Genomic DNA, 20,735 nt, shown 5'->3' on the forward strand with positions numbered 1-20,735 from the left:
GGCTTATCCCTCCAACGTCTTAGCGGCGTCTTTGATCGCTTGGCGAATGCGGACGTAGGTCGCGCAGCGGCAGATATTCCCGGCCATTGCATGATCAATGTCTTCATCCGTGGGGTTGGGGATCTCATACAGCAGCGCTGCGGCGCTGACGACTTGGCCCGATTGGCACCAACCGCATTGCGGCACGTCGATTGCGGTCCATGCCGCCTGCACGGCTTTGGCTTCCGGTGTATCGAGCCCTTCTATGGTCTGGATGTCGGCCCCCTCCAGCATCGACACAGGTGTCACACAAGACCGACGGGTCATGCCATCCAGCATCACAGTGCACGCGCCGCACTGGGCGACGCCACAGCCAAACTTCGTTCCGGTGAGTTTCAGTTCATCGCGCAGGACCCACAACAGGGGGGTATCGCCGGGCACGTCTACTGTGCGCTCTTCTCCGTTTACGGTGAATGTCGTCATGAAACCCTCGCTGATTTTTCGGCTGCTTTTGTGTAAGACATGGCTCACCGCAGCGATAAGTCACTTTATCTTTTCGCAGCATTGGGAGCGGCGGCACGGTAATGCCCGTGGCGAGGAGGGGCATCACCGTGCCTGTCAACGCGGTTCGTCGCCTGCGGCGGTTGGCCTATTTTGGTTTGTTTTCGGTGCGGTGGGTAATTTGATGGTGGATCAAAGATAACTTATACGGTGCGCACAGTTTGGCGCACCGGTTAAGGAGTGTTTCTTTCGGTCGAGGTTCCCGCTTACTCTGCGCCCGAAGCCTTCTTGACCCCTTTGACCGCCAGTCGGCCCGCGCCCACAGTGCCTTTGACTGCGGTTTTGGCGATGAAACTGGTTGCCCCTACAGTGTTGTCTACGACCTGTTCCGTGGAGCAGGCAGACACAACTGTCAGCGCGCTGATCATCGCGGCGGTAAGTACTACTTTTGCATTCAACATACTCGGGGTTCCTTTTCTTAATCAGGCTTTCGCCTTGCTGATCCCTAAATAGGTGCTTTTATTGAATTCTAATAACGAATAAGAATGATGCTTGAAGCGCGATATGCTTATGGCAAAAACGATGGACATTACGCTGATCAAGACCTTCCTTGAGGTTGCCAACACCGGTTCGTTCGTCGCGGCGCGGGATCGGTTATTTGTGACGCAGTCTGCTATAAGCCTGCGCATCCAGCGGCTTGAAGACAGTCTGGGGCATCAGTTGTTTACCCGTTCAAAGGCTGGCGCTGTCCTAACCGCTGAGGGCCAACAGTTTGAGCCCTATGCTCTCAGCCTTTTGAAAATCTGGGAAGAAGCCCGCCAGAAAATCTCCATTCCGCACGGGTATTCGAGGGCGCTTAGCATCGGCGCGCAGTATTCTCTTTGGCCGGGTTTGGGCTTTCGCTGGCTCGACGCGCTTCAAACAACGATGCCGGAATTGAGCGTCCATGGAGAAGTGGGTATGACAGACCGCATCACCCGCTTTCTGGTTGAAGGCGTGATCCAAGCGGCGCTTTTATACACTCCGCAACTCCGGCCCGGCTTGATCGTTGAACCAGCACTGGACGATGAGTTGATACTCGTCGCATCCTATCCTGATGCGACGCTGGAAAACCTCACAGATTATGTCGCAGTGGATTGGGGGCCGGAGTTTACCCATGCCCTTGCGGTTGCCCTGCCGCACCTTACGGATTCTGGCAGATCCTTAGCCTTAGGTGCTCTGGCGATGGAATATGTCGTCAATCGGCACGCCGCTGCATTCCTCCCCGCCAGATCGGTCAAGCGTTATTTACATGACGGAAAACTCCACCTTGTGGCAGATGCGCCACATTTTCCCTACCCTTCGTGGGTGGTATGGCGAGAGGACATTGATGATGATCTTGCCGAATTGGCCCGGAAGACGTTGAAGGCCGTCGTACATGCAGCTGAAAAAGATCAAGAAACCCTCGTAGACGATTTGGCTTCGATGGAAGATTACGAACCCGTCCTGCCAACTCAAAATACAAGCGAGTAATTATCGCTTTATCCATAAGTCATTCGAATTTTCCTCACCACAGCGGTGGAGGTAAACACCCAATCAGCAGAGATGCTTTCGGATCATTTCGGTTCGGATCACTTCTTTTGGGGAAGGATTGACCCATGAAAACTCTCGCAAAACTTGCCACAGTTTCCACTCTGGCGCTGATCATAGCTGCACCTGTATCAGCCCAAAGCACATTGACCGGCGTCACCGCTCTGAACGACCAGATTGACGACATCACCACCGAAGTCGAACGCGACCAGCGTCGCGGCGAAGATGATGACCGCTTTGGACCCAATGGTGTGGCCCAAGGCTGGCGCGGCTCCTTCGCCCTGACGGCCTCAGGCACCTCGGGTAACACCGACAACGGTGAAGTGGCCGGCGCAGGCCGCCTGACCTACGGCATTGGCGACTGGAACCACCTCGTTGGTTTCGCGGTAGAATATGGCGAGGCAAATGGCACAAAGAACGAAGAGAAATTCTTTGGCACCTATGAAGCCAGCCGCTACTTCACGCCAGAATTCTACATGTTCGGGATTGGCCGCTTCCAATATGACGGGCTGCTGACCGACAACTCCGGTGCAATTCTGCCCGGCTCGGAAACCGACGCCTTCCTTGGATTTGGTCCCGGCTACCGTGTCCTGAACGAGCCGAACCACACATGGCGCGTTCAAGCCGGTCCTGGTGCTCGCTACTACAAAGACGCGACTGGCAATTCCGACACCGAAGTCGGCTTCATCGTGTCGTCCCGGTACTTCTACGCGCTGACCGACACGGTTTCCTTTACCAATGACACAGACATTCTTGGCTCCGATGCAAACACGATCGTCTCGAACGATGCGGGCGTCAATTTCAAGGTGTCGAACAACCTTTCGACCCGTGTCAGCTACCGGACGGATTACAACACGGACCCGACTGCCGGCCTTAAGTCGACCGACAACACCATCGGCTTGTCCTTGGTGATGGGCTTCTAAACGCACGTGAGGTCATAGGTAGGTTTTACCTCGTACTACCGACGGCTACTTTGAGCAGAGAATGGGGAAACCCGTTCTCTGTTTTTGTTTTGAGCGTCAGAGATTGGATGGATTGTAAAGCTGGTGACCTAAGGACCAAGTCCCTTCCAGCTTTTCTCGCGTATCTGCAAGCGCCATGAACCAGTGAGCGTTCAGGCACTCTGCGCGGAACTTGCTGTTGAACGCTTCTATAAACCCGTTGTCGGTCGGCTTGCCCAGCCGTGAGAAGTCTAAAGGCACGTTGTTTGCGTAGGCCCAGAGGTCGAGGTCGCGCGCGATAAATTCGCTTCCATTATCGACTCTTATCGTCTCGCCAAATCTTCGTTCTCGCGTAGCAACCGCCCACAGGATGCAAGATTGCGCGCCAAATCGCCAGCACGATCAGGGCATCGAGTGCTCAAAGAAATGCGAATGCCAGTTCGATTCTTCTTCAAATGGCAGGGGATCGATCAGCGAAAGTAGTAAATACCGTGCCGAGAACGACAGAGATAGGATGACAGCTGCATAGGGCGTGTGACCCACTCAACCGTCGCGCCGCTAACCCTATGATTTCGAAAAAAATGGAGGCGAGTAGGAGAATCGAACTCCTGTACACGGATTTGCAATCCGCTGCGTAACCACTCCGCCAACTCGCCGACCGGTGGTTGGCGCACTGCTACCGGATCGTGGGGGGCGCTGCAAGACCCATATGCGAGCGAAAACGCGGTCAGGGCGTTGCTGCTGGCCCGGCAATGTGTCACATCACTTATCAGACACCCTGAACGAATGAGTTTAGCTGATGAGTGATTTCGCCGCCCGCCGCGTAACTATGGTAGATACGCAGGTTCGTCCTTCGGATGTGACCAAGTTTCCAATCATTGACGCGATGTTAACCGTACAGCGCGAAGACTTCGTGCCCGCGGCACAGCGTGAGGCCGCCTATCTAGGAGAGAACCTCGATTTGGGGCAGGACCGTGTGCTGTTGGACCCGCGGACTTTGGCAAAGATGCTCGACCACCTCGACATCACCAATGACGAGCTTGTGCTCGATATTGGGTGCGCGATGGGCTATTCCAGCGCAGTGATCGCTCATATGGCCGAAGCTGTTGTCGCGGTTGAGGAAGACGAAGCCATGGCCGCTGAGGCGCAAGAGGCGTTGGCGCAGGCTGGGGCGGATAACGTGATCGTTCATGTGGCCCCGCTCACCGAGGGTGCGCCGCAGCATGGGCCTTACGATGTGGTGATTATTCAAGGCGCTGTCGGCGAAGTGCCTAAAGCGCTGTTGGAGCAAGTGAAAGAGGGTGGGCGTATTGCCTCTCTCTTTATGGAACGGGGTCTGGGCGAAGTGCGCGTAGGCTACAAACGAAGCGGCCATGTCTCATGGCGGTCAGAGTTCAACGCTGGTGCGCCGGTGCTGCGTGGCTTTGAGCGGCATGCAGAGTTTCAGCTGTAAGCGATACAGCATCGCGTTCAGGGTAGGGGCAACTGTCCCGGTCGGCCTGTAGGCCGGTCCGAAAGGGTTCATAACAGCTATTCAGGGGCAGCATGCCATGAGCGCGATGAGTTTTTCGAAATCACTTAAACGGTTTGTTTTTGCGGTGCCGGTGAGCCTTGCTTTGGTGGGGGCTATGACCCTACCGCGCGCGGCTCTGGCCGAGACATTGGCTGATGCATTGGTCGGAGCGTACGAGTATTCCGGGCTGCTTGAGCAGAACCGTGCGCTCTTGCGCGCTGCCGACGAGGATGTGGCGACCGCCAAATCGGCGCTGAAGCCAGTGTTGCGTTGGGCTGCGGACCTGACGCAGAGCTTTGGTACCTCGCGGAGTTCTTCATTGCTGGCCGCGTCGTCGACAAACAGCTTGCAGGCATCAATCAATCTAATTGGCGAATTGCTGATCTATGATTTCGGGGCAAGTGCCTATCGGATTGAAGCCGCAAAGGAAACTGTGCTTGCCACTCGGCAAACCCTTGTGAACCTTGAGCAACAGGTGCTCTTGCGCGCAGTTGCGGCCTATATGGGCGTGATCGAAGCCTCAGAAACGGTTGAATTGCGCAACAATAACCTGCGCCTGCTGACCCAAGAATTGCGCGCCGCGCGTGACCGCTTTGACGTAGGCGAAGTGACCCGTACCGATGTAGCCTTGGCCGAAGCACAGCTGGCAGATGCGCGCAGTGGTTTGGCCGGCGCCGAAGGTGATCTGCTGCGCGCGGTTGAGGAGTATCGCAACGTCGTTGGGCGTGCGCCCGGTAACCTCCGCCAGCCGCCAAGCTTGCCCAATGTTGGCGGTAATCTTGCGGCGGCCAAAGGGTTGGCTGTGCGCCAGCACCCGTCCATCATTTCGGCACAGCATCAGGTCGCGGCAGCTGATCTTGCCGTCGAGGCCAATGAGGCTGCGATGGCACCGAGTATTACGTTGAATGGCCAATATGGATTGAACGAGACTTTCGACAGTGGCGCCTATACCCGCAGCGGTAGCGTTGGCGTGAATGTCGGGCAGACCATTTATCAAGGCGGGGCGCTTTCTTCGGCTGTGCGCAGCTCAATGGCGCAGCGTGATGCGCAGCGTGCGAACCTGCATGTGGTGCGCCGTGATGTGGAGCAGGACGTTGGCAACGCTTATGCCGCGCTGGCATCGGCGCGTGCGCAATTGGAAGCCTCGGAACGCCAAATTCGCGCGGCACGTATCGCCTTTCGTGGTATCCGCGAGGAAGCCACCCTTGGCGCACGGACAACCTTGGATGTGCTGGACGCCGAACAGTCGCTGCTGGATGCAGAATCGACCCAAGTGTCCGCCCGTGCAGATCTCTATGTGGCGGCCTATTCAGTGCTGGCGGCGACCGGCCAGTTGACAGCGCGGGATCTAAAGCTGCCTGTGCAGATCTATGATGCGGGTGCTTATTACAACCTTGTTAAGGATGGCCCCGCTAAATACTCCAAAGAGGGCCAAGCGTTGGATCGCGTGCTGCGCGCGTTGCAAAAAGACTGACCCTTGGCACAGGGCTTGGACATTTTGCGCCGCCCCATTGTGAGAATCCCTCCGCGCGGTTAAGCTGTCCGTGAGGAAAGAGTGGTAGAGAAATATGTCCGAACCCGTCACAAATGCGGAGGTGGAAGACGTTCTGTCGTCAATCCGCCGATTGGTGTCCGAAGGTAAGCGCCCCCTTCAAGCGTCTGACACTTTAAAAGAGCCTGCATCTGACGCTGCAGCGCCCCAGTCAGCGCCCCAGTCAGCGTCCCAGTCTGCGGCGCAAGCGGGCGGTGAGGGTGAATTCAAAAGCGCACGCGCGACTTCGTCGGAGGATTTTGCACCGCATTCACCGCTTCGTTCGGCACCCACCGGCGCGCCGCACCCGGCCCCGGATGGCGAATCCACCAGTACTTTCCCGAACGCCGCGCCGCGTCCGCTGAACTTGACCCAAGCCATGCAGTCTGCCGATGGTGGCAGCACCGACGCCGCCGAGCGTCCTTTTGTCTCTGCGCGCCGCTCAACTGTGCCGCCCGTGCCGCAGACGCCAAGTGCAAGCAGCGATCGTTTGATGCTGACCCCGGCGTTGCGGGTTGCAACTTCGGATGGCAAGGATCGCCCGCAGCCTGCGGCCATTGCGCCCGCCAAGGTTTCGCCGTTGGATTATGATATGCTGCACGATGATCCCAGTGATCTGCATACCGAAGACTACAGTGACCAGTCACCGGATGTGGCGGCAAAGACAGAAGCCCCGGTTGAAGCCGTTGCCGCAGCGGCGACCAGCGGCACGCGCAACGATAAGCTTGCGGCGTTGGAGACGGCGATTGGGAAAATCACGGACGATTGGGATCCCGACAGCCCCGGCGACAATGACTATTCCGGGACGGAACCACCGGCGATGGAGTGGAAAGACGATGTTGATCTGGATGTCTCAGAGGCACCAATTGCTGATACCGCGACGGTAGAGGCCGAAGAACCCGCGCCGCGTCAGCCTTCCACACCGCAGGTCGACGAGCAGGTCCGCCGCTTTGCCGACAGCGGCCCCCGCGTGGCCGATCCTGCAGCGACCGCACCGGAATTTGGCTATACCGCCCCTGCACAAGACCAAGGTGTCGGGGGCGATGATCAGTTCCTCGACGAAGAGGCATTGCGCGATTTGGTAACAGAGATCGTGCGCGCTGAGTTGCAGGGCGCCTTGGGCGAGCGGATCACCCGCAATGTCCGCAAATTGGTGCGCCGCGAAATTCACCGTGCGCTTACCGCTCAAGACCTCGAATAAGCCACCTGATCGCCCCTGCGCGCCCTTTTTAACAAGATGACGCTGCGCGCCCCGCCGTGCGCGGCCTTGCGACATATGCGCTGCTGGTTACATTGAACACGACAGGGGCGGAAGGATCACCGATGGAATTGACGGTTAACGGCACGGTCCACGATGTGGACGTAGAAGACGACATGCCGCTTCTGTGGGTCCTGCGGGATGAATTGGGCATTACGGGCCCAAAATACGGTTGCGGCATTGCGCAATGTGGCGCTTGCACCGTGCATGTTGACGGTCTGGCCGTGCGCTCGTGCCAACTGCGGGCAGCAGACGTGAACGGAAACGTCACCACCATCGAAGGGTTGGGAACGCCCGAGGCGCTCCATGTGGTGCAAGCCGCGTGGGTCGAACATCAAGTGGCGCAATGCGGCTACTGTCAGTCCGGGCAAATCATGCAGGCGGCATCGTTTCTTGAGCTTAACCCCGAACCGACCGACGATCAGATCGACGCCGCGATGAGCGGCAATCTTTGCCGTTGTGGCACCTATCCGCGGATCCGCGCCGCTGTTCACAGCGCCGCCGCCCGTTTGAGGGGGGCCTGACCATGTCACGACTGGGCACCATCACCCGCCGTAGTTTCATCGTCGGCTCTGCGGCGATTGTGGGGGGCGTGGCCTTCGGCACCTATCTCTATAAACGCGACTTGAAGAACCCATTGCTTGAGGGGCTGGCCCCCGGCGCGGCGGCAATCACGCCGTATGTTAAGATCGATGCGGGCGGTGTCACCTTGATTACCCCGCGCGCCGACGTGGGGCAGGGGGCTTACTCTATCCAAGCGCATATGATCGCTGAAGAATTGGATGTCGATCTTGACGCGGTGCTGATCACGCCCGGGCCACCTTCGCCGGTTTATTACAATGGTGTCGTGGGGGTTGAGGCGATGCCGATTGCCGCGACCTCGGAAACCATGCTGGCCCGTACCGGGCGCGGCGCGTCGGATGTGGCCGGTAAGCTTTTGGGCCTGCAACTGACCGGCGGCAGCTCTACCGTGCCGGATATGTACGACCGCCTGCGCATGGCGGGCGCCGTGGCGCGTGAAACGTTGCTGGCCGCCGCTGTGGCGCAAACCGGGTTAGAGCGTGGCCAACTTAAAACCGAGGCAGGTGCCGTGGTGCTGCCCGATGGTATGCGTCTGGCCTATCAAGACCTCGCCGCTGCAGCGGCAGAGATTGAACCGGTGACCAATGTCACCCTACGCGACCCAAGTGAATGGCGGCATCTAGGCAAGGCGCAGATGCGGACGGATATCGTGCCCAAATCCACCGGCACCCTGACCTATGGCATCGATATGGCGATGGAGGGGATGGTTTATGCCACCACCCGCACCAATCCGGCACAGGGCGGCGATATCATGGGCTTTGACGCGGGCCGTGCCGAAAAGATGCGCGGCGTGCAGGCCGTATTGCCGATCACCGGCGGGGTTGCTGTGGTGGCCGACAACACATGGCGCGCGTTTCAGGCCGTGCAGGCGGTGGAATGTGACTGGGGGCCATCGCCCTATACCGGTGACACGGCTGAGCAATTCAAGGCCGTCGCCGCTGCCTTTACCGAAGACACCCAAGACAGCCAGTTCCGCAATGACGGCGACGTAACGGCGGCGCTGGCCGACGGAGAGGTGCTCACGGCCGAATACCGCATTCCCTATCTCGCTCATGCCCCGCTTGAGCCGATGAGCGTGGTGGTGAAGCTGGAGCAGGACCGCGTCGACATCTGGACGGCCACGCAAATCCCACGCTTCATGCAGGCCAATGTCGCCCGCCTCACCGGGATTGACGCCGAGAATGTGCATATTCACGTGCTTATGGCCGGCGGCAGTTTCGGGCGGCGGCTGGAGGATGACTACGTCCTGCGCGCCGTTGAGGTGGCCCAGCAGATGCCGGGCGTTCCGATCAAGATGGTTTGGTCCCGCGAAGAAGATTTCATGCATGATTACCCCCGCCCGCTGGCCATGGCACGGGCGCAGGGCAAGGTTACTGACGGCAAACTCGCGGCCTTTGATATGGCTATCGCAGCACCCTCGGTCGCGGAATCGCAAATGGCGCGGGTCAATCAGCCGATCTTTGGCCCCGATATCTTTATCGTCGCCGGGGCGTGGGACCAGCCTTTTGCCATTCCAGATTACCGCGTTACTGGCCATCGTGTGCCTGCCATGGTGCCGGTCAGTTCGTGGCGCTCTGTTGGTGCGTCGGGCAATAGTTTTCTACATGAAAGTTTCATGGACGAGCTGTGCCACGCGGCGGCTGCTGACCCCTTGGAGGAGCGCCTGCGGCTCTGTACCCACGACGCATCGCGCAAGGTGTTTGAGGCCGTGGGAGAGATGTCAGACTGGGGCGCGGAGCTTGGGCCGGGTCGGGGCCGGGGGTTGGCCTTTTGTTTGTCCTTCGGCGTGCCGGTAGCCGAAGTGGTAGAGGTGCGCCAGACCGACGCGGGCCTCAAGATTGACCGCGTTTTCGTCGCCGCCGAAGTGGGCCGGGTGCTGGACCCGGTGAACTTTGAAGCGCAGCTTTCGGGTGCTGTCATCTGGGGCTTGGGCCATGCAATGAACTGCGAGTTGACCTATCGCGACGGGGTGCCGCAACAGGACAACTACCATCTTTACGAAGGGTTGCGGTTGTACCAAACCCCCAAAATCGAAGTGCGCGGACTGGAGAACGGCAGCAAGCTGCGGGGCATCGGCGAGCCGGGCGTGCCGCCCGCAGCACCGGCGCTGGCCAATGCGATTTTTGCCGCCACTGGCCAACGCATCCGTGAATTGCCGCTCTCCAAATCCGTGGATTTTGCATGAGATATTTGCTTGCCTGTGCCGCGCTGATGCTGGCCGTCCCTGCGACGGCGCAAGAAGGCTCCAACAGTGTAGAAGGGTTGGCTGCATGGGAGCGTATCTTTACCGTTACCTCGCATCCCCGCTGCACGAATTGCCATGTGGGCGAAGAGGGCCAGCCGATGTGGCAGGCCTTGGGTTATGGGCCGGACGCAGTGCACGGCATGAATGTACAAGCGGGCGAGAGCCGCATCGGGGCCGAGAGTATTCCTTGCGACGCCTGCCACGTCACCTCTGGAGCCGCCAATACCGTGCCCCACGCGCCGCCGCATATCGACGACGCGTGGCGGTTGCCGCCGGTGGAACTGGCATGGTTTGGCAAGACATCGGCAGAGGTTTGTGTGCAGCTGCGGAACCCTGACACCAACGATGGCCATGATATTGCGTCATTGGTCGACCATTTGCAGAACTCTGCCTTTGTGAACTGGGCCTTTGCCCCCGGTGCAGGACGCTCGGTACCGGAAGGCTCGTTGGATGCACTGGTGCATGATGTGACAGTCTGGGGCGCTGCGGGCACCCCCTGCGACGGGGATTAAGGGTCAATCGCTCATCACGCGGGCCAATCTGCGGATGCGCAGCGCGCGGTTCAACTCGCCGCCAAAGATCAGCACCAGTGCGGCAAGATACATGAAATATAATGCCGCGATGATTCCCGCCATGCCTGCATAATAGCTGGAATAAGTAGCAAAGCTGCGCAGATAGGTTGAAAAGAGCATCGCAAGCAGGGTCCATGCAATGGCTGTGGCCACTACACCGGGCCAAATATTGTTAAACTTGGTACGACGCGCGGGTAGGATCACATGTGCTGCAAACAACGCGACCAATAGGATCGTCGCCGACACAGGGAAGCGGATCAGGCCGACAGTCACGGAGCCCGGATCAAACCCCGGCATCAACATATGCAGCCAAGACCCTGCACGCGGCGCCAGTACCAGCAGATAGCCTACAATCACAAGGATGAGGCTGGCCAGCAACACCATGACCACCTGCACCGCATAGATCGTAAACACCGAACGCGTTTCGCGCAAACCATAGGCACGGTTCAAGCCTATTCGAACACCGTCGACCCCACCAACCGCAAACCAAACGGTCAGTAGAATACCAACGCTCAACAGATCACCGCGTGGCACGGTCATGACCTTTTCGACTTCTGTAACAAGAGGTTCAATCAGGGCAGGGGGGACAATGGCAATAAGGAAATGGATCAGATCGTCGGCCATCGATCGGTCGCCAAAATAGGCGGTCAGCGAACTGGTGAAGATTAGGAACGGGAAAATCGCCAAAAGCGCACGGAAGGCCACGTTTCCGGCCATGCCAAAGGCATCATCGCTCCACAGACGCAGGACCGCTTCGTGCAGAACCGCGCGCCCAACGCGCCAGCCGGTGCCGTGAAACAAATCCTCGGGGTTCTCGCTGAGAACACCGTGGGTCAGCACAACTTCGCGCTTTTGGTCCTGAGCCGGTCTGGGGTCCATTCCCATGCCTCATTTTTACCTATGACGCATAAGCTAGTGCCCCTTGGGCATGGCGACCACCTGGATAAAGCACGTCTGGCAAAAGCAGGCTTATTCGATTGATCGTACACTTGAGGCATTGCTCTACTTGACGCACCTCAAGCGATAAAATAGGAGGGAAACCAGTAGCGCGGGCGTTGTGTAATGGTAAGACCTCAGCCTTCCAAGCTGATGATGCGGGTTCGATTCCCGCCGCCCGCTCCACTCTTCATGATATATCTGATCCTTTGTGCTGGTCCTGCGACTGGCGTGCCTGATGCTTGGTTTCCCTTGCGCCAAGGTCTATAGCTGCGCCATCCGCGCGCTAAGTGCGGGCGACATTCCTAAAGGATACATCATGCTGAAGCATTCCACACCGGGCCTTGCCGCTCTAGCTCTTTGCACACTCGCCGCGCCACTGGCAGCACAAGAGCCGATGCCCGTCAAAGTGTTCATCGGCGCGATGTTTGAGATTGGCGAAAACACCGGCGACCGCGCAGGCGAATTACAGCACTGGTACGAGAAATACTGGTCCGAAACCGAGGCGCAGGACGTGCCGGGCGCATTCTCTTCGATGTATTGCAACGATGATGGCGTCTGCGGTGCGGTGCTAGGGATGGGCAAAGTGAACTCTTCGGCCTCCATGCAGGCGATACTGTTGAACCCGGCATATGATTTCTCGCAGACTTATTTCATGCTGTCCGGCGTGGCAGGCACGCCCCCGTCGCGCGGCACGATCGCGGATGTGGTTTGGGGCAGCTGGTTGGTGGATTATGACCTCGGTCACCGCTGGGCACCTGAGGAAGGAGAACCGGGCGAGCCGGTCTTCATGCCGCGCTCTGGTTATGAGGATTACCGCCGATTTGAGTTGAACGAGCAGCTGGTTTCATGGGGCGTTGCGCTTTCCAAAGATGTCGAGATGCAGGATTCAGATTCCGCGCGTAAATACCGCCAGCGCTACCCTGATGAGGCCGCTCAAGCCGCGCCAAGCGTCAAAGTCGGCACCCATATGACCGGCGATACCTTCTTTCACGGGCCGGGCCTGTCGGAAGAGGCGCAGTATATGGCCGAACTTTACGGCGCGGACGACTATATGATCACTGAGATGGAGGCCGCCGCAATCGCGTTGGTCATCAAACGTCTGCACGGCACGGACCGGATCGCCAGTCTGCGCGGTGCGGTGAACTTTGACCAAGGCCACCCTGATGAATCGACGCTGGCACACCTTGATCCAGCACCGGGCGAAACCGCCGGCGGCTTTGCTGAAACGGTGGCGAATATCACCCTGGTTGGTGCGCCCCTGGTCGATCGGATCGTCGCCAACTGGGACGAATGGAAAGACGGTGTGCCAGCGCTTCCAGCCGAGTAAACTTGGCCCACTAACACCCTGCGGCGCATGATTTTGCGCCGCAGGGCAAGAGCGGCAGATTGTCCCGATGGGCCTGTCGCGCTTGACCCCGCTCAGTCCCCGCGCCATGACCATGTCGCAAGACAAAGGAATGCCCATGGCCCGCACGCCCACACCCGCTCCGACTGCTAAAGATGAACGCGAGAAGTCGCGGCGGATCGGAGCACTGGCGGCGCTGATGCCATTTCTTAGCCCTTATCGCTGGTTGATGGCCGCCGCGGGGGGCGCTTTGGTTTTGACGGCGATGATTTCGCTTACCTTACCCTTGGCCGTGCGCCGGGTGATCGATAATTTCGGCACCGGCGAGACTGAGTTGCTGGATCAATATTTCGTTGCCGCGTTGTTGATCGCAGGGTTGCTCGCCGTGGGAACCGGGCTGCGCTATGCGCTGGTCACGCGGCTGGGCGAACGGGTCGTGGCAGACATTCGGCGCGCCGTTTTTGACCGGGTGGTGGGCATGAGCCCCTCGTTTTATGAGCGCATCATGACAGGCGAAGTGCTCAGCCGGATCACCACCGACACGACACTGATCCTGTCGGTGATCGGGTCGTCTGTTTCTATCGCGCTGCGTAACTTACTGATTTTCGTAGGCGGCCTTGGGCTGATGCTGCTGACGTCTGCTAAACTCACGGGTTTGGTTCTGCTCATTGTGCCTGCCGTGGTGTTTCCCATCCTGACGCTGGGCCGTCGGTTGCGGGTGCTGAGCCGTGAAAACCAAGATTGGATCGCAGCCAGTTCGGGCAATGCCTCTGAGACGTTGGGGGCGGTTCAAACCGTTCAGGCTTTTACCCATGAGACGGCAAGCCGGGGCCAATTTGCGCAGATGACCGAAGCGTCTTTCGACGCCGCGCAGCGCCGCATCAAAACCCGTGCCGCGATGACGATGATTGTGATTTTTCTGGTGTTCTCGGGCGTGGTTGGCGTGCTTTGGATCGGGGCGCGTGATGTGCGCGCCGATGTCATGAGCGCAGGCGCGTTGGTGCAATTCGTAATCTACGCGGTGATGGTCGCGGGCGCGGTTGCCGCTTTGTCAGAGATCTGGGGCGAGTTGCAGCGCGCGGCGGGCGCCACAGAGCGGTTGGTTGATCTGCTTCAGACAGAAGACACGGTGAACGATCCATCCCCCGACGCGCAAGTCAGCCTGCCGCAACCCGTTGCAGGCAAGATCGCATTTGAAAACGTACAATTCACCTATCCGGCACGGCCCGATGTGGCGGCTTTGGATGGGATTGATCTTGAGATTAGCCCCGGTGAGACGGTGGCGTTTGTCGGTCCATCGGGTGCGGGGAAAACGACGATTATCCAGATGATCTTGCGGTTCTATGACCCGCAGGCGGGCCGTATCACTTTGGACGGCGTGGACCTGCGCGATGTGGCGCGTGACCACTTCCGTCGCGCCGTGGCGCTGGTGCCTCAAGACCCGGTGATCTTTGCCGCGACCGCCGCCGAAAACATCCGCTTTGGTAGGCCCGACGCCACCGATGCAGAAGTCGAAGAGGCTGCGCGCGCGGCCGCAGCGCATGGGTTCATTACGGCGTTGCCTGAGGGCTATGACAGCTATCTTGGGGAGCGCGGGGTGATGCTTTCTGGCGGGCAGAAACAACGTATCGCGATCGCCCGCGCCATTCTGCGTGATGCGCCGGTGCTGCTGCTGGATGAGGCAACCAGCGCTTTGGATTCCGAAAGTGAAGGGCTGGTGCAAGCCGCCGTGGATCGTCTCAGTGCGGATCGCACCACGTTGATCGTCGCGCACCGTTTGGCTACCGTAAAGAAAGCCGACCGGATTGTGGTGATGGAGGCGGGCCGTATCGCGGCCATCGGCACCCATGATGAATTGGTGGCCAGCGACGGCCTATATGCGCGTTTGGCACGCTTGCAGTTCACTGACGGGGCCGCAGCGGCCTGACCAAGACTTGAACGACACCCACGCGGCGTTACGTCAACTTTGCATGACGTTGCGTCTGTCGACGCCGATTGCTTGCGGAACGGCGCGTTTCACCGCAATCTGGCCCGAGGAGAATAAGCCGGAACACCGGCATAGGGGAGGAGACACCATGACATTCGCCGGGATCGAGGACCGCAATGCAATCGCGGCGGAAATGCCGTGGGAAGACCGCGACGTGGCCAAGACGCTTTACGGAATGCTGAGCAACACGACCGCGAAATTCCCCAAGAATAACGCCGTTAGCTATCAGATTTTCTCAGGGCCCAAAGACAAGGCCGAAACGCTGACTTGGAGCGAGCTGCATGGCCGCGTGACGCAGACCGCCAATTTGTTCCGCAGCCTCGGTATTGGCGAGAAAGACGTGGTGGCCTATGTGCTGCCGAACTGTAACGAGACGACGATTACCCTGTTGGGCGGTGCCGTTGCCGGGATCGTCAGCCCGATCAATCCGCTGCTGGATGCCGAACAGATCGGTGCCATCCTGCGCGAAGTCGGCGCATCGGTCGTCGTCACTCTGCGGCCTTTCCCCAAAACGGACGTGGCCCAAAAGACCGCCGAGGCGGTGCAGCTTGCGCCCAAGGTGCATACGGTGCTCGAAGTCGATCTGGTCCGCTATCTCACCCCGCCGAAAAGCTGGATCGTGCCACTGGTCCGGCCCAAGGGGATGGTGAACAATCAGGCGAAATACCTCAACTTCAACGCCGAGATCGCCAAGCAGAACACCTCGCTCAATTTCGAAGATGTGCAAGAGGATCGCGTCGCTTGCTATTTCCATACCGGTGGTACGACCGGGATGCCGAAAGTGGCGCAGCACAAATACTCCGGGCTGATCTACAACGGCTGGCTGGGGCACCGCCTGCTCTTCAGCGAGCAGGACAATATCATGTGTCCGTTGCCGCTGTTTCACGTCTTTGCCTGCCATGTGATCCTGATGGCCGCCGTGGCCTCTGGCGCGCATGTGGTCTTCCCCACGCCGCAGGGCTATCGCGGGGAGGGCGTATTTGATAACTTCTGGAAGCTGATTGAGCGGTGGAAGATCACCTTTATCATCACCGTGCCGACTGCAATCTCGGCCAAGATGCAGCGGCCGATTGATGCGGATGTCAGCACCGTGAAAACCGCATTCTCCGGGTCTGCTCCGCTGCCGCTGGAACTCTTCCGCCGCTTTGAGAAAGCCACAGGCATCACGTTGATTGAGGGCTATGGTCTGACTGAGGCGACCTGCCTTGTGTCCTGCAACCCGCCCGACGGCGTCAAAAAGGTAGGCTCCATCGGCGTCGCCTTTCCTTATTCAGATGTGCGGATCATCAAAGGCACAGCCGACGGGCCGATTGACGCAGAAGTCGATGAGATCGGAGAGATCTGTGTGTCGAACCCCGGCGTCTTTGCAGGCCATACCTATGTCGAGGAAGAGAAAAACAAAGACCTTTTCTACCACGGTAAATACCTGCGAACAGGCGATCTGGGTCGTATCGACAGCGATAGCTACATTTGGATCACGGGCCGCGCCAAAGACTTGATCATTCGCGGCGGTCACAACATTGACCCGGCCGAGATTGAAGAGGCGCTGTTGGGCCATGAGGCCGTCGCCTTTGCCGGGGCCATCGGCCAACCCGATGCCCACGCGGGCGAGGTGCCCTGCGCCTTTGTCGAACTGGTGGCCGGCGCCACTGTGACCGAAGCCGAACTGCTGGCCTTCGCGCAGGAAAAGGTTGCCGAACGCGCGGCGCAGCCCAAACATCTTAAGATCATGGATGAGCTGCCTAAGACCGCTGTCGGCAAAATCTTCAAGCCCGACCTGCGCAAGGATGCAATCACGCGGGTCTATAATGGCAGTCTCGAAAAAGAGGGCTGTGCCGCTCGGGTAACCGAAGTGATCGACGACAAAAAGCGTGGGCTTGTGGCCAAGGTTACGATGCACGGCGCGTCCCATGACGATGTGACAAAAGTGCTAAGCGTCTATACGCGCCCTTGGGAACCCGCGAGCTAACCGACCAAGGGGCAGGGGGCGTCAGTCCTGCCCTTGGTCTCTTCAGATCCTTGATTGCAGCCCAGCTGCGTTGCGCCGATGCACAATTTCTGTGTGTCGGCGCAAGAATTTTAGGCTGTTTTACGCATATTTATAAGGCTGCCTTTCCTGTCAGGCATAGCGCCTATGCAAATTCTGCGGGTTCAAAATAGGGGCTGAGCGTACTACTTCTGCATTGCAGCATTGATAATGCACTTGCAGCATTCTGAAAGGAGTTGCGCTTATGACGATGGCAATCTCACGTGGCACCACCCTGAGCTCCGCGCTCGCAGGGCTTCACCACTCCTATGACGGCATGCGCCGTCGTGTGGCCCAGATCAAAGCCCGGCGCGCAGCTTATGACCGTACTTTCACAGAACTTACCGCACTGAGTGATCGCGAACTGTCGGATATCGGCATCGCGCGGTGCGACATCCGACGTTTTGCGTCGGAAGAACTTTCAAAGGAACAGACCTATGAAATATAACAACACCCTCTCCGCCCCCCACGGCTTTTCTTTCCGCGACGCGACCGCGCCTGTTGTTGGGGCTCTCGGCTCCGCTGCCGGCAAAGTCGGAAACCTGCTGGCCCGTGGCGTGACCCAGATGCAAATTTCGCGGATGCAGTCCGTCCTAAACAACATGACGGACGATCAGCTAGAGCGCGCGGGCATTAAGCGGAACCAGATCCCGCAGCACGCCGAAGCGCTGGTTACCGAAGAATACGACGGCCTGTAAGCCTTAGGGCTTTCGACCTTCAGAAATCAATGTCGCGCGCTGAGCGCCGCATTGTCAGGTGTCGGACCCCGCTCCTCCCAGGGTTGATCTGATGCCGCATCTTAACGGTCCTCCTCCCGGACCCGTTATACCGGCCGGCAAGCTTACCTCCTCCCAAGCTTGCCGGTCCATGCTTTTCCCGCTTTAGATTATGGTGCTGCACTGTCGAGCCACAGGGTCACCGGCCCGTCGTTGACCAGCGCTACGGACATATCCGCGCCGAACCGGCCTTTTTGCACGGTGATATCCAAGGCGCTGAGGCTGCGCGCAAAATGCTCATAAAGCGCCTCTGCCATGTCAGGTTTCGCCGCACCCGAAAAACCGGGGCGGTTGCCGCGCGAAGTATCTGCGGCAAGGGTGAATTGGCTGACCACCAGTGCAGCACCGCCGGTCTGAGCAAGGCTGAGGTTCATCTTGCCGCCCTCGTCCTTGAACTGCCGTAGCTTAGAGATCTTCAGCGCGAGTTTCTCTGCCGTCTCTTCCGTGTCTTCAGGCATGGCGCAGACGAGGATTAAGAGACCGGGGCCGATCCCTCCAATGATCTCACCTTCGACCGTGACCGACGCCTCGGTCACCCTTTGCAGCAATGCGCGCATGTCAGTCTTTCCAATCGATGATCTCTGAGGGGGCCGCCCGTTCGGTACGAAATGCGTTGGCCGGGTGGTCGCTGTCTGCATAACCAAAGGAGATGGCGCAGAGCACCAGCCGGTCTTCGGGCAGGCCAAGGTGGCTGCGGACCAAGGGCGCATAGGCGGCAATAGCGGCCTGCGGGATGCTTGCCACGCCAAGCGCGGCCGCTGCGAGAGTAAAGGCCGTGACGAAACCGCCGCAGTCCATCGCGCCATAGGGTCCAAGCTCGGCAGGGGAGGTGACGATCGCCACATGCGGCGCATCGAAAAGTTCGTAATTACGTAGCATTTGCGCTTTGCGGGCGTCGCGGTCGGATTTCACGATGCCCACTGCGTCATAAAGCTGAAACCCGCAAGTGCGCCGCCGCTCGGCATAGGCACCGGAGTAGCCTGTGGGCCATGTCAGATCGGGCTCAACGGGGGCATCATCGCCTGCGGCTTTGAGCAGTGCGGCGCGAAAGGCATCGGTGCCTGCCCCGCGCGTCACGGTCACCTGCCACGGCTGCGCGTTACACCACGAGGGCACATGGCGCGCGGCGCTGACGATCTGGGTGATGGTCTCATCCGGCAGCGGATCGGGCCGGAAAGCGCGGCAGGAATAGCGGGCCTTTAAAAGCGCGGCGAATTGGTCGTAGGTCTGGGTCATTGCTGCGCCATGAAATAGCCGACGATGGCAGCGGCGATCAGCCCCAGCACCACGGCGAAGGTAATTTTAATCGTTGAATAGGGCCGTTCGCCCTGCACTTTGCCAGAGTGGCCGTTCACCACGAAACGATAGGTCTTGCCGCGGTACTTATAAGCGGCCAGCCAGACAGGCAGCAGGATATGCTTGAAGGTCACATCGCTGATCCGCGTATCGATGTTATGCACGCGCTGGCGGTCGCCGCCGATGTCGAATTTCACGTCACGCTCAATCACTCGGTCCATATGGGCGCGGGCCTGAACAAAGCCTTCTTCCAGTGTGACGCCGTAAGCCTCGGCCCGGAAACCGGCGAGGTATTCGGGCGCGTATGGCTCCAGCGCCGAAAGATCCCACGGATGCAACGCGTCGGTGTGTTTCTTAGGCAGAGAGCGGGAGGCCAGCACCAGCACATCGTCAAAGAACCGCGCCACCCGGCCCGAAGCGCTGCGCCAGCGGATTTTGGGCACCTGCTGCTGCACGCGCTTGCCATCGCGCATGACGGTTTGGGTCACGTAATAGACCGTGCCACGCTCCCCACGATAGCTCGACGCGGTTTGGGCATCATAGGTCCAAAAGGGCACATAGATGCCCTGCATTTTCCGCCCCTTGCGGGCATATTGCTGCAAGCCGTTGGGCGCGAACCACAGGCTGCCGAGCCAGTCTTTCATTGCATTGCGGGCGCTTTCTTCGGGCAGGGCAAAGGGCAGCACGGCACGGGGTTTGATATGGCGGTTGGTGCCGGTGTCGATCACAATAGGCGTGGCACAAAAGGGGCATTCGGTGGCGTGTTTGCCGGGTTCGAACTCGACCTGTGCCGCACAGTTGGGGCAGGTGGTAACGCGGGTTTCCTCCATCTCGGCGGCGGGCAGCGCGGCCTGCAATCCGGCGCGGAAATCTTGTTCAGCGATCGCATGGGTGTGACGACCCGTGCCGTCAATCGGTTCAACATTACCGCAATGATCGCAGATTAGCAGCGACTGTGCTGGGTCAAAGCGCATGTCAGAGCCGCAGGTGTCACAGGGAAAACGGTGCTCTTCCAGCGGGGCGGCGGGGGGTAGATCGGTGGCGGACATAAGACATGCTCTGCAAGGTCAATCGCGCCGGAGCCTAGCGGCCTTGGGGGGCATGGGCCAGACCTTGAACCTCACAAAAAGCGGTGCAGGCATTTCGGCGCCATGATCCGCAGCGCGTTGTCACGCAGACGCAGGTGCCGCCAAAGGTGGAACAGCGCATGGGCACCCGCGATGGCGGCCAGCAGGTAGAATTCATAGATGTGGATTTTGCCGATCAGATCATGCGCACGCGGCAAGTTCAGCGGCGGGGCCACCGGCACCAGATCGCCCGCCATAAAGAGACGCGGTGCAGTAAGACCAAGGCCAAAGCCCGTGAGTGCCACGCCAAACAGCCCCCAAATCAGCGCCTTATGCATCCACTGGTGCACACGCCGCGCCCAAGGCGGCAGCTTTGGCCCCGGTCGGCTGGCAAGACCTCGGCGCAGGTAATCGGCGGTCCAGAGCAGGCAGGCGGTGACAAAGACCAGCCCCAGCAGCGAATGAATGCGAAAAGCCGTGCGGCCAAAGGGCAGCACATCGGCGGGGGTCACAAGGATGAACCAGATCAGCAGCGGCACCATCGACCAATGCAGCACCTTCAGGGCGCTGCGGCGGTGAGGAAGATGAAAGCGCGGTGTCATGGCAGA

General features: G+C 59.2%; 20 protein-coding genes, 2 tRNA genes and 1 pseudogene. 14 read left to right on the forward strand and 9 right to left on the reverse strand.

Annotated features, from left to right (window positions below; genetic code table 11):
• Window positions 1–3: 3 nt before the first annotated feature.
• Both WNY61_RS11680 and WNY61_RS11685 read right to left on the reverse strand, forming a co-directional pair.
• Window positions 4–462 carry a (2Fe-2S)-binding protein gene (locus tag WNY61_RS11680; RefSeq protein WP_342851610.1) on the reverse strand — a complete coding sequence of 153 codons (459 nt, stop codon included), beginning with the start codon at window positions 460–462 and terminating at the stop codon, window positions 4–6.
• Between the two features lie 284 nt (window positions 463–746).
• Entirely contained in the window at window positions 747–941 is a 195-nt protein-coding gene (locus WNY61_RS11685) for a hypothetical protein (protein ID WP_342851611.1), read from the reverse strand.
• A gap of 91 nt (window positions 942–1,032) precedes the next feature.
• Between WNY61_RS11685 and WNY61_RS11690 the strand changes: the two genes are divergently transcribed.
• Both WNY61_RS11690 and WNY61_RS11695 read left to right on the forward strand, forming a co-directional pair.
• Window positions 1,033–1,992, forward strand: coding sequence for a LysR family transcriptional regulator (locus tag WNY61_RS11690; RefSeq protein ID WP_342851612.1), 960 nt, complete (start codon window positions 1,033–1,035; stop codon window positions 1,990–1,992).
• A 125-nt stretch (window positions 1,993–2,117) separates the two neighbouring features.
• The gene (locus WNY61_RS11695; RefSeq protein ID WP_342851613.1) at window positions 2,118–2,972 is read left to right on the forward strand and encodes a DUF481 domain-containing protein; all 855 of its coding nucleotides are present in this window, start codon (window positions 2,118–2,120) and stop codon (window positions 2,970–2,972) included.
• A gap of 144 nt (window positions 2,973–3,116) precedes the next feature.
• On the opposite strand, the pseudogene WNY61_RS11700 reads toward WNY61_RS11695, so the two are convergent.
• Both WNY61_RS11700 and WNY61_RS11705 read right to left on the reverse strand, forming a co-directional pair.
• Window positions 3,117–3,323, reverse strand: a pseudogene (locus tag WNY61_RS11700) (integrase core domain-containing protein); the annotation flags it as partial.
• Window positions 3,324–3,572: 249 nt separating this feature from the next.
• Window positions 3,573–3,646, reverse strand: a tRNA-Cys gene (locus WNY61_RS11705).
• Between the two features lie 143 nt (window positions 3,647–3,789).
• Between WNY61_RS11705 and WNY61_RS11710 the strand changes: the two genes are divergently transcribed.
• The 6 genes from WNY61_RS11710 (at window position 3,790) to WNY61_RS11735 (ending at window position 10,631) form a co-directional block, all read left to right on the forward strand.
• Entirely contained in the window at window positions 3,790–4,443 is a 654-nt protein-coding gene (locus WNY61_RS11710) for a methyltransferase domain-containing protein (RefSeq protein WP_342851614.1), read from the forward strand.
• A gap of 97 nt (window positions 4,444–4,540) precedes the next feature.
• The gene (locus tag WNY61_RS11715) at window positions 4,541–5,977 is read left to right on the forward strand and encodes a TolC family outer membrane protein (protein ID WP_342851615.1); all 1,437 of its coding nucleotides are present in this window, start codon (window positions 4,541–4,543) and stop codon (window positions 5,975–5,977) included.
• A 94-nt stretch (window positions 5,978–6,071) separates the two neighbouring features.
• Entirely contained in the window at window positions 6,072–7,235 is a 1,164-nt protein-coding gene (locus tag WNY61_RS11720; protein ID WP_342851616.1) for a hypothetical protein, read from the forward strand.
• 122 nt (window positions 7,236–7,357) lie between these two features.
• Window positions 7,358–7,816 carry a (2Fe-2S)-binding protein gene (locus WNY61_RS11725; protein ID WP_342851617.1) on the forward strand — a complete coding sequence of 153 codons (459 nt, stop codon included), beginning with the start codon at window positions 7,358–7,360 and terminating at the stop codon, window positions 7,814–7,816.
• Window positions 7,817–7,818: 2 nt separating this feature from the next.
• On the forward strand, window positions 7,819–10,059 hold the full coding sequence (locus WNY61_RS11730) for a molybdopterin cofactor-binding domain-containing protein (RefSeq protein ID WP_342851618.1): 2,241 nt from the start codon (window positions 7,819–7,821) through the stop codon (window positions 10,057–10,059).
• The gene (locus tag WNY61_RS11735; protein ID WP_342851619.1) at window positions 10,056–10,631 is read left to right on the forward strand and encodes a hypothetical protein; all 576 of its coding nucleotides are present in this window, start codon (window positions 10,056–10,058) and stop codon (window positions 10,629–10,631) included. Before WNY61_RS11730 ends, WNY61_RS11735 begins: the two co-directional genes overlap by 4 nt.
• Window positions 10,632–10,634: 3 nt before the next feature.
• Here WNY61_RS11735 and WNY61_RS11740 read toward each other — a convergent pair whose 3' ends face one another.
• Window positions 10,635–11,570: a YihY/virulence factor BrkB family protein gene (locus WNY61_RS11740; RefSeq protein WP_342851620.1), complete on the reverse strand. Its 936-nt coding sequence runs from the start codon at window positions 11,568–11,570 to the stop codon at window positions 10,635–10,637.
• A gap of 169 nt (window positions 11,571–11,739) precedes the next feature.
• Here WNY61_RS11740 and WNY61_RS11745 point away from each other — a divergent pair.
• The 6 genes from WNY61_RS11745 (at window position 11,740) to WNY61_RS11770 (ending at window position 17,686) form a co-directional block, all read left to right on the forward strand.
• Window positions 11,740–11,813: transfer RNA gene (locus tag WNY61_RS11745), tRNA-Gly, on the forward strand.
• Between the two features lie 52 nt (window positions 11,814–11,865).
• A complete protein-coding gene (locus WNY61_RS11750; RefSeq protein WP_342851621.1) occupies window positions 11,866–12,957 on the forward strand; it encodes a purine nucleoside permease in 1,092 nt (363 codons plus the stop codon).
• A 136-nt stretch (window positions 12,958–13,093) separates the two neighbouring features.
• Window positions 13,094–14,902 (forward strand): ABC transporter transmembrane domain-containing protein, encoded by a 1,809-nt coding sequence (locus WNY61_RS11755; protein ID WP_342851622.1) that lies wholly within the window; start codon window positions 13,094–13,096, stop codon window positions 14,900–14,902.
• Between the two features lie 148 nt (window positions 14,903–15,050).
• Window positions 15,051–16,931 (forward strand): acyl-CoA synthetase, encoded by a 1,881-nt coding sequence (locus tag WNY61_RS11760; protein WP_342851623.1) that lies wholly within the window; start codon window positions 15,051–15,053, stop codon window positions 16,929–16,931.
• A gap of 262 nt (window positions 16,932–17,193) precedes the next feature.
• A complete protein-coding gene (locus WNY61_RS11765) occupies window positions 17,194–17,436 on the forward strand; it encodes a DUF1127 domain-containing protein (protein ID WP_342851624.1) in 243 nt (80 codons plus the stop codon).
• Complete coding sequence (locus WNY61_RS11770) at window positions 17,426–17,686, forward strand: hypothetical protein (protein WP_342851625.1); 261 nt, start codon at window positions 17,426–17,428, stop codon at window positions 17,684–17,686. Before WNY61_RS11765 ends, WNY61_RS11770 begins: the two co-directional genes overlap by 11 nt.
• A gap of 188 nt (window positions 17,687–17,874) precedes the next feature.
• Here the strand turns inward: WNY61_RS11770 and dtd are convergent, their stop codons facing one another.
• From dtd to WNY61_RS11790, 4 genes are all read right to left on the reverse strand, one after another.
• Window positions 17,875–18,321, reverse strand: coding sequence for a D-aminoacyl-tRNA deacylase (gene dtd, locus WNY61_RS11775; protein ID WP_342851626.1), 447 nt, complete (start codon window positions 18,319–18,321; stop codon window positions 17,875–17,877).
• Window position 18,322: 1 nt separating this feature from the next.
• Window positions 18,323–19,000, reverse strand: coding sequence for a nitroreductase (locus WNY61_RS11780; RefSeq protein ID WP_342851627.1), 678 nt, complete (start codon window positions 18,998–19,000; stop codon window positions 18,323–18,325).
• Entirely contained in the window at window positions 18,997–20,109 is a 1,113-nt protein-coding gene (locus WNY61_RS11785) for a TFIIB-type zinc finger domain-containing protein (protein ID WP_342851628.1), read from the reverse strand. Before WNY61_RS11785 ends, WNY61_RS11780 begins: the two co-directional genes overlap by 4 nt.
• 71 nt (window positions 20,110–20,180) lie before the next feature.
• Window positions 20,181–20,729 (reverse strand): cytochrome b/b6 domain-containing protein, encoded by a 549-nt coding sequence (locus WNY61_RS11790; protein WP_342851629.1) that lies wholly within the window; start codon window positions 20,727–20,729, stop codon window positions 20,181–20,183.
• Window positions 20,730–20,735: the final 6 nt, after the last annotated feature.

This window comes from Sulfitobacter sp. AS92 (genome assembly GCF_038900015.1).
Lineage (GTDB): Bacteria > Pseudomonadota > Alphaproteobacteria > Rhodobacterales > Rhodobacteraceae > Sulfitobacter.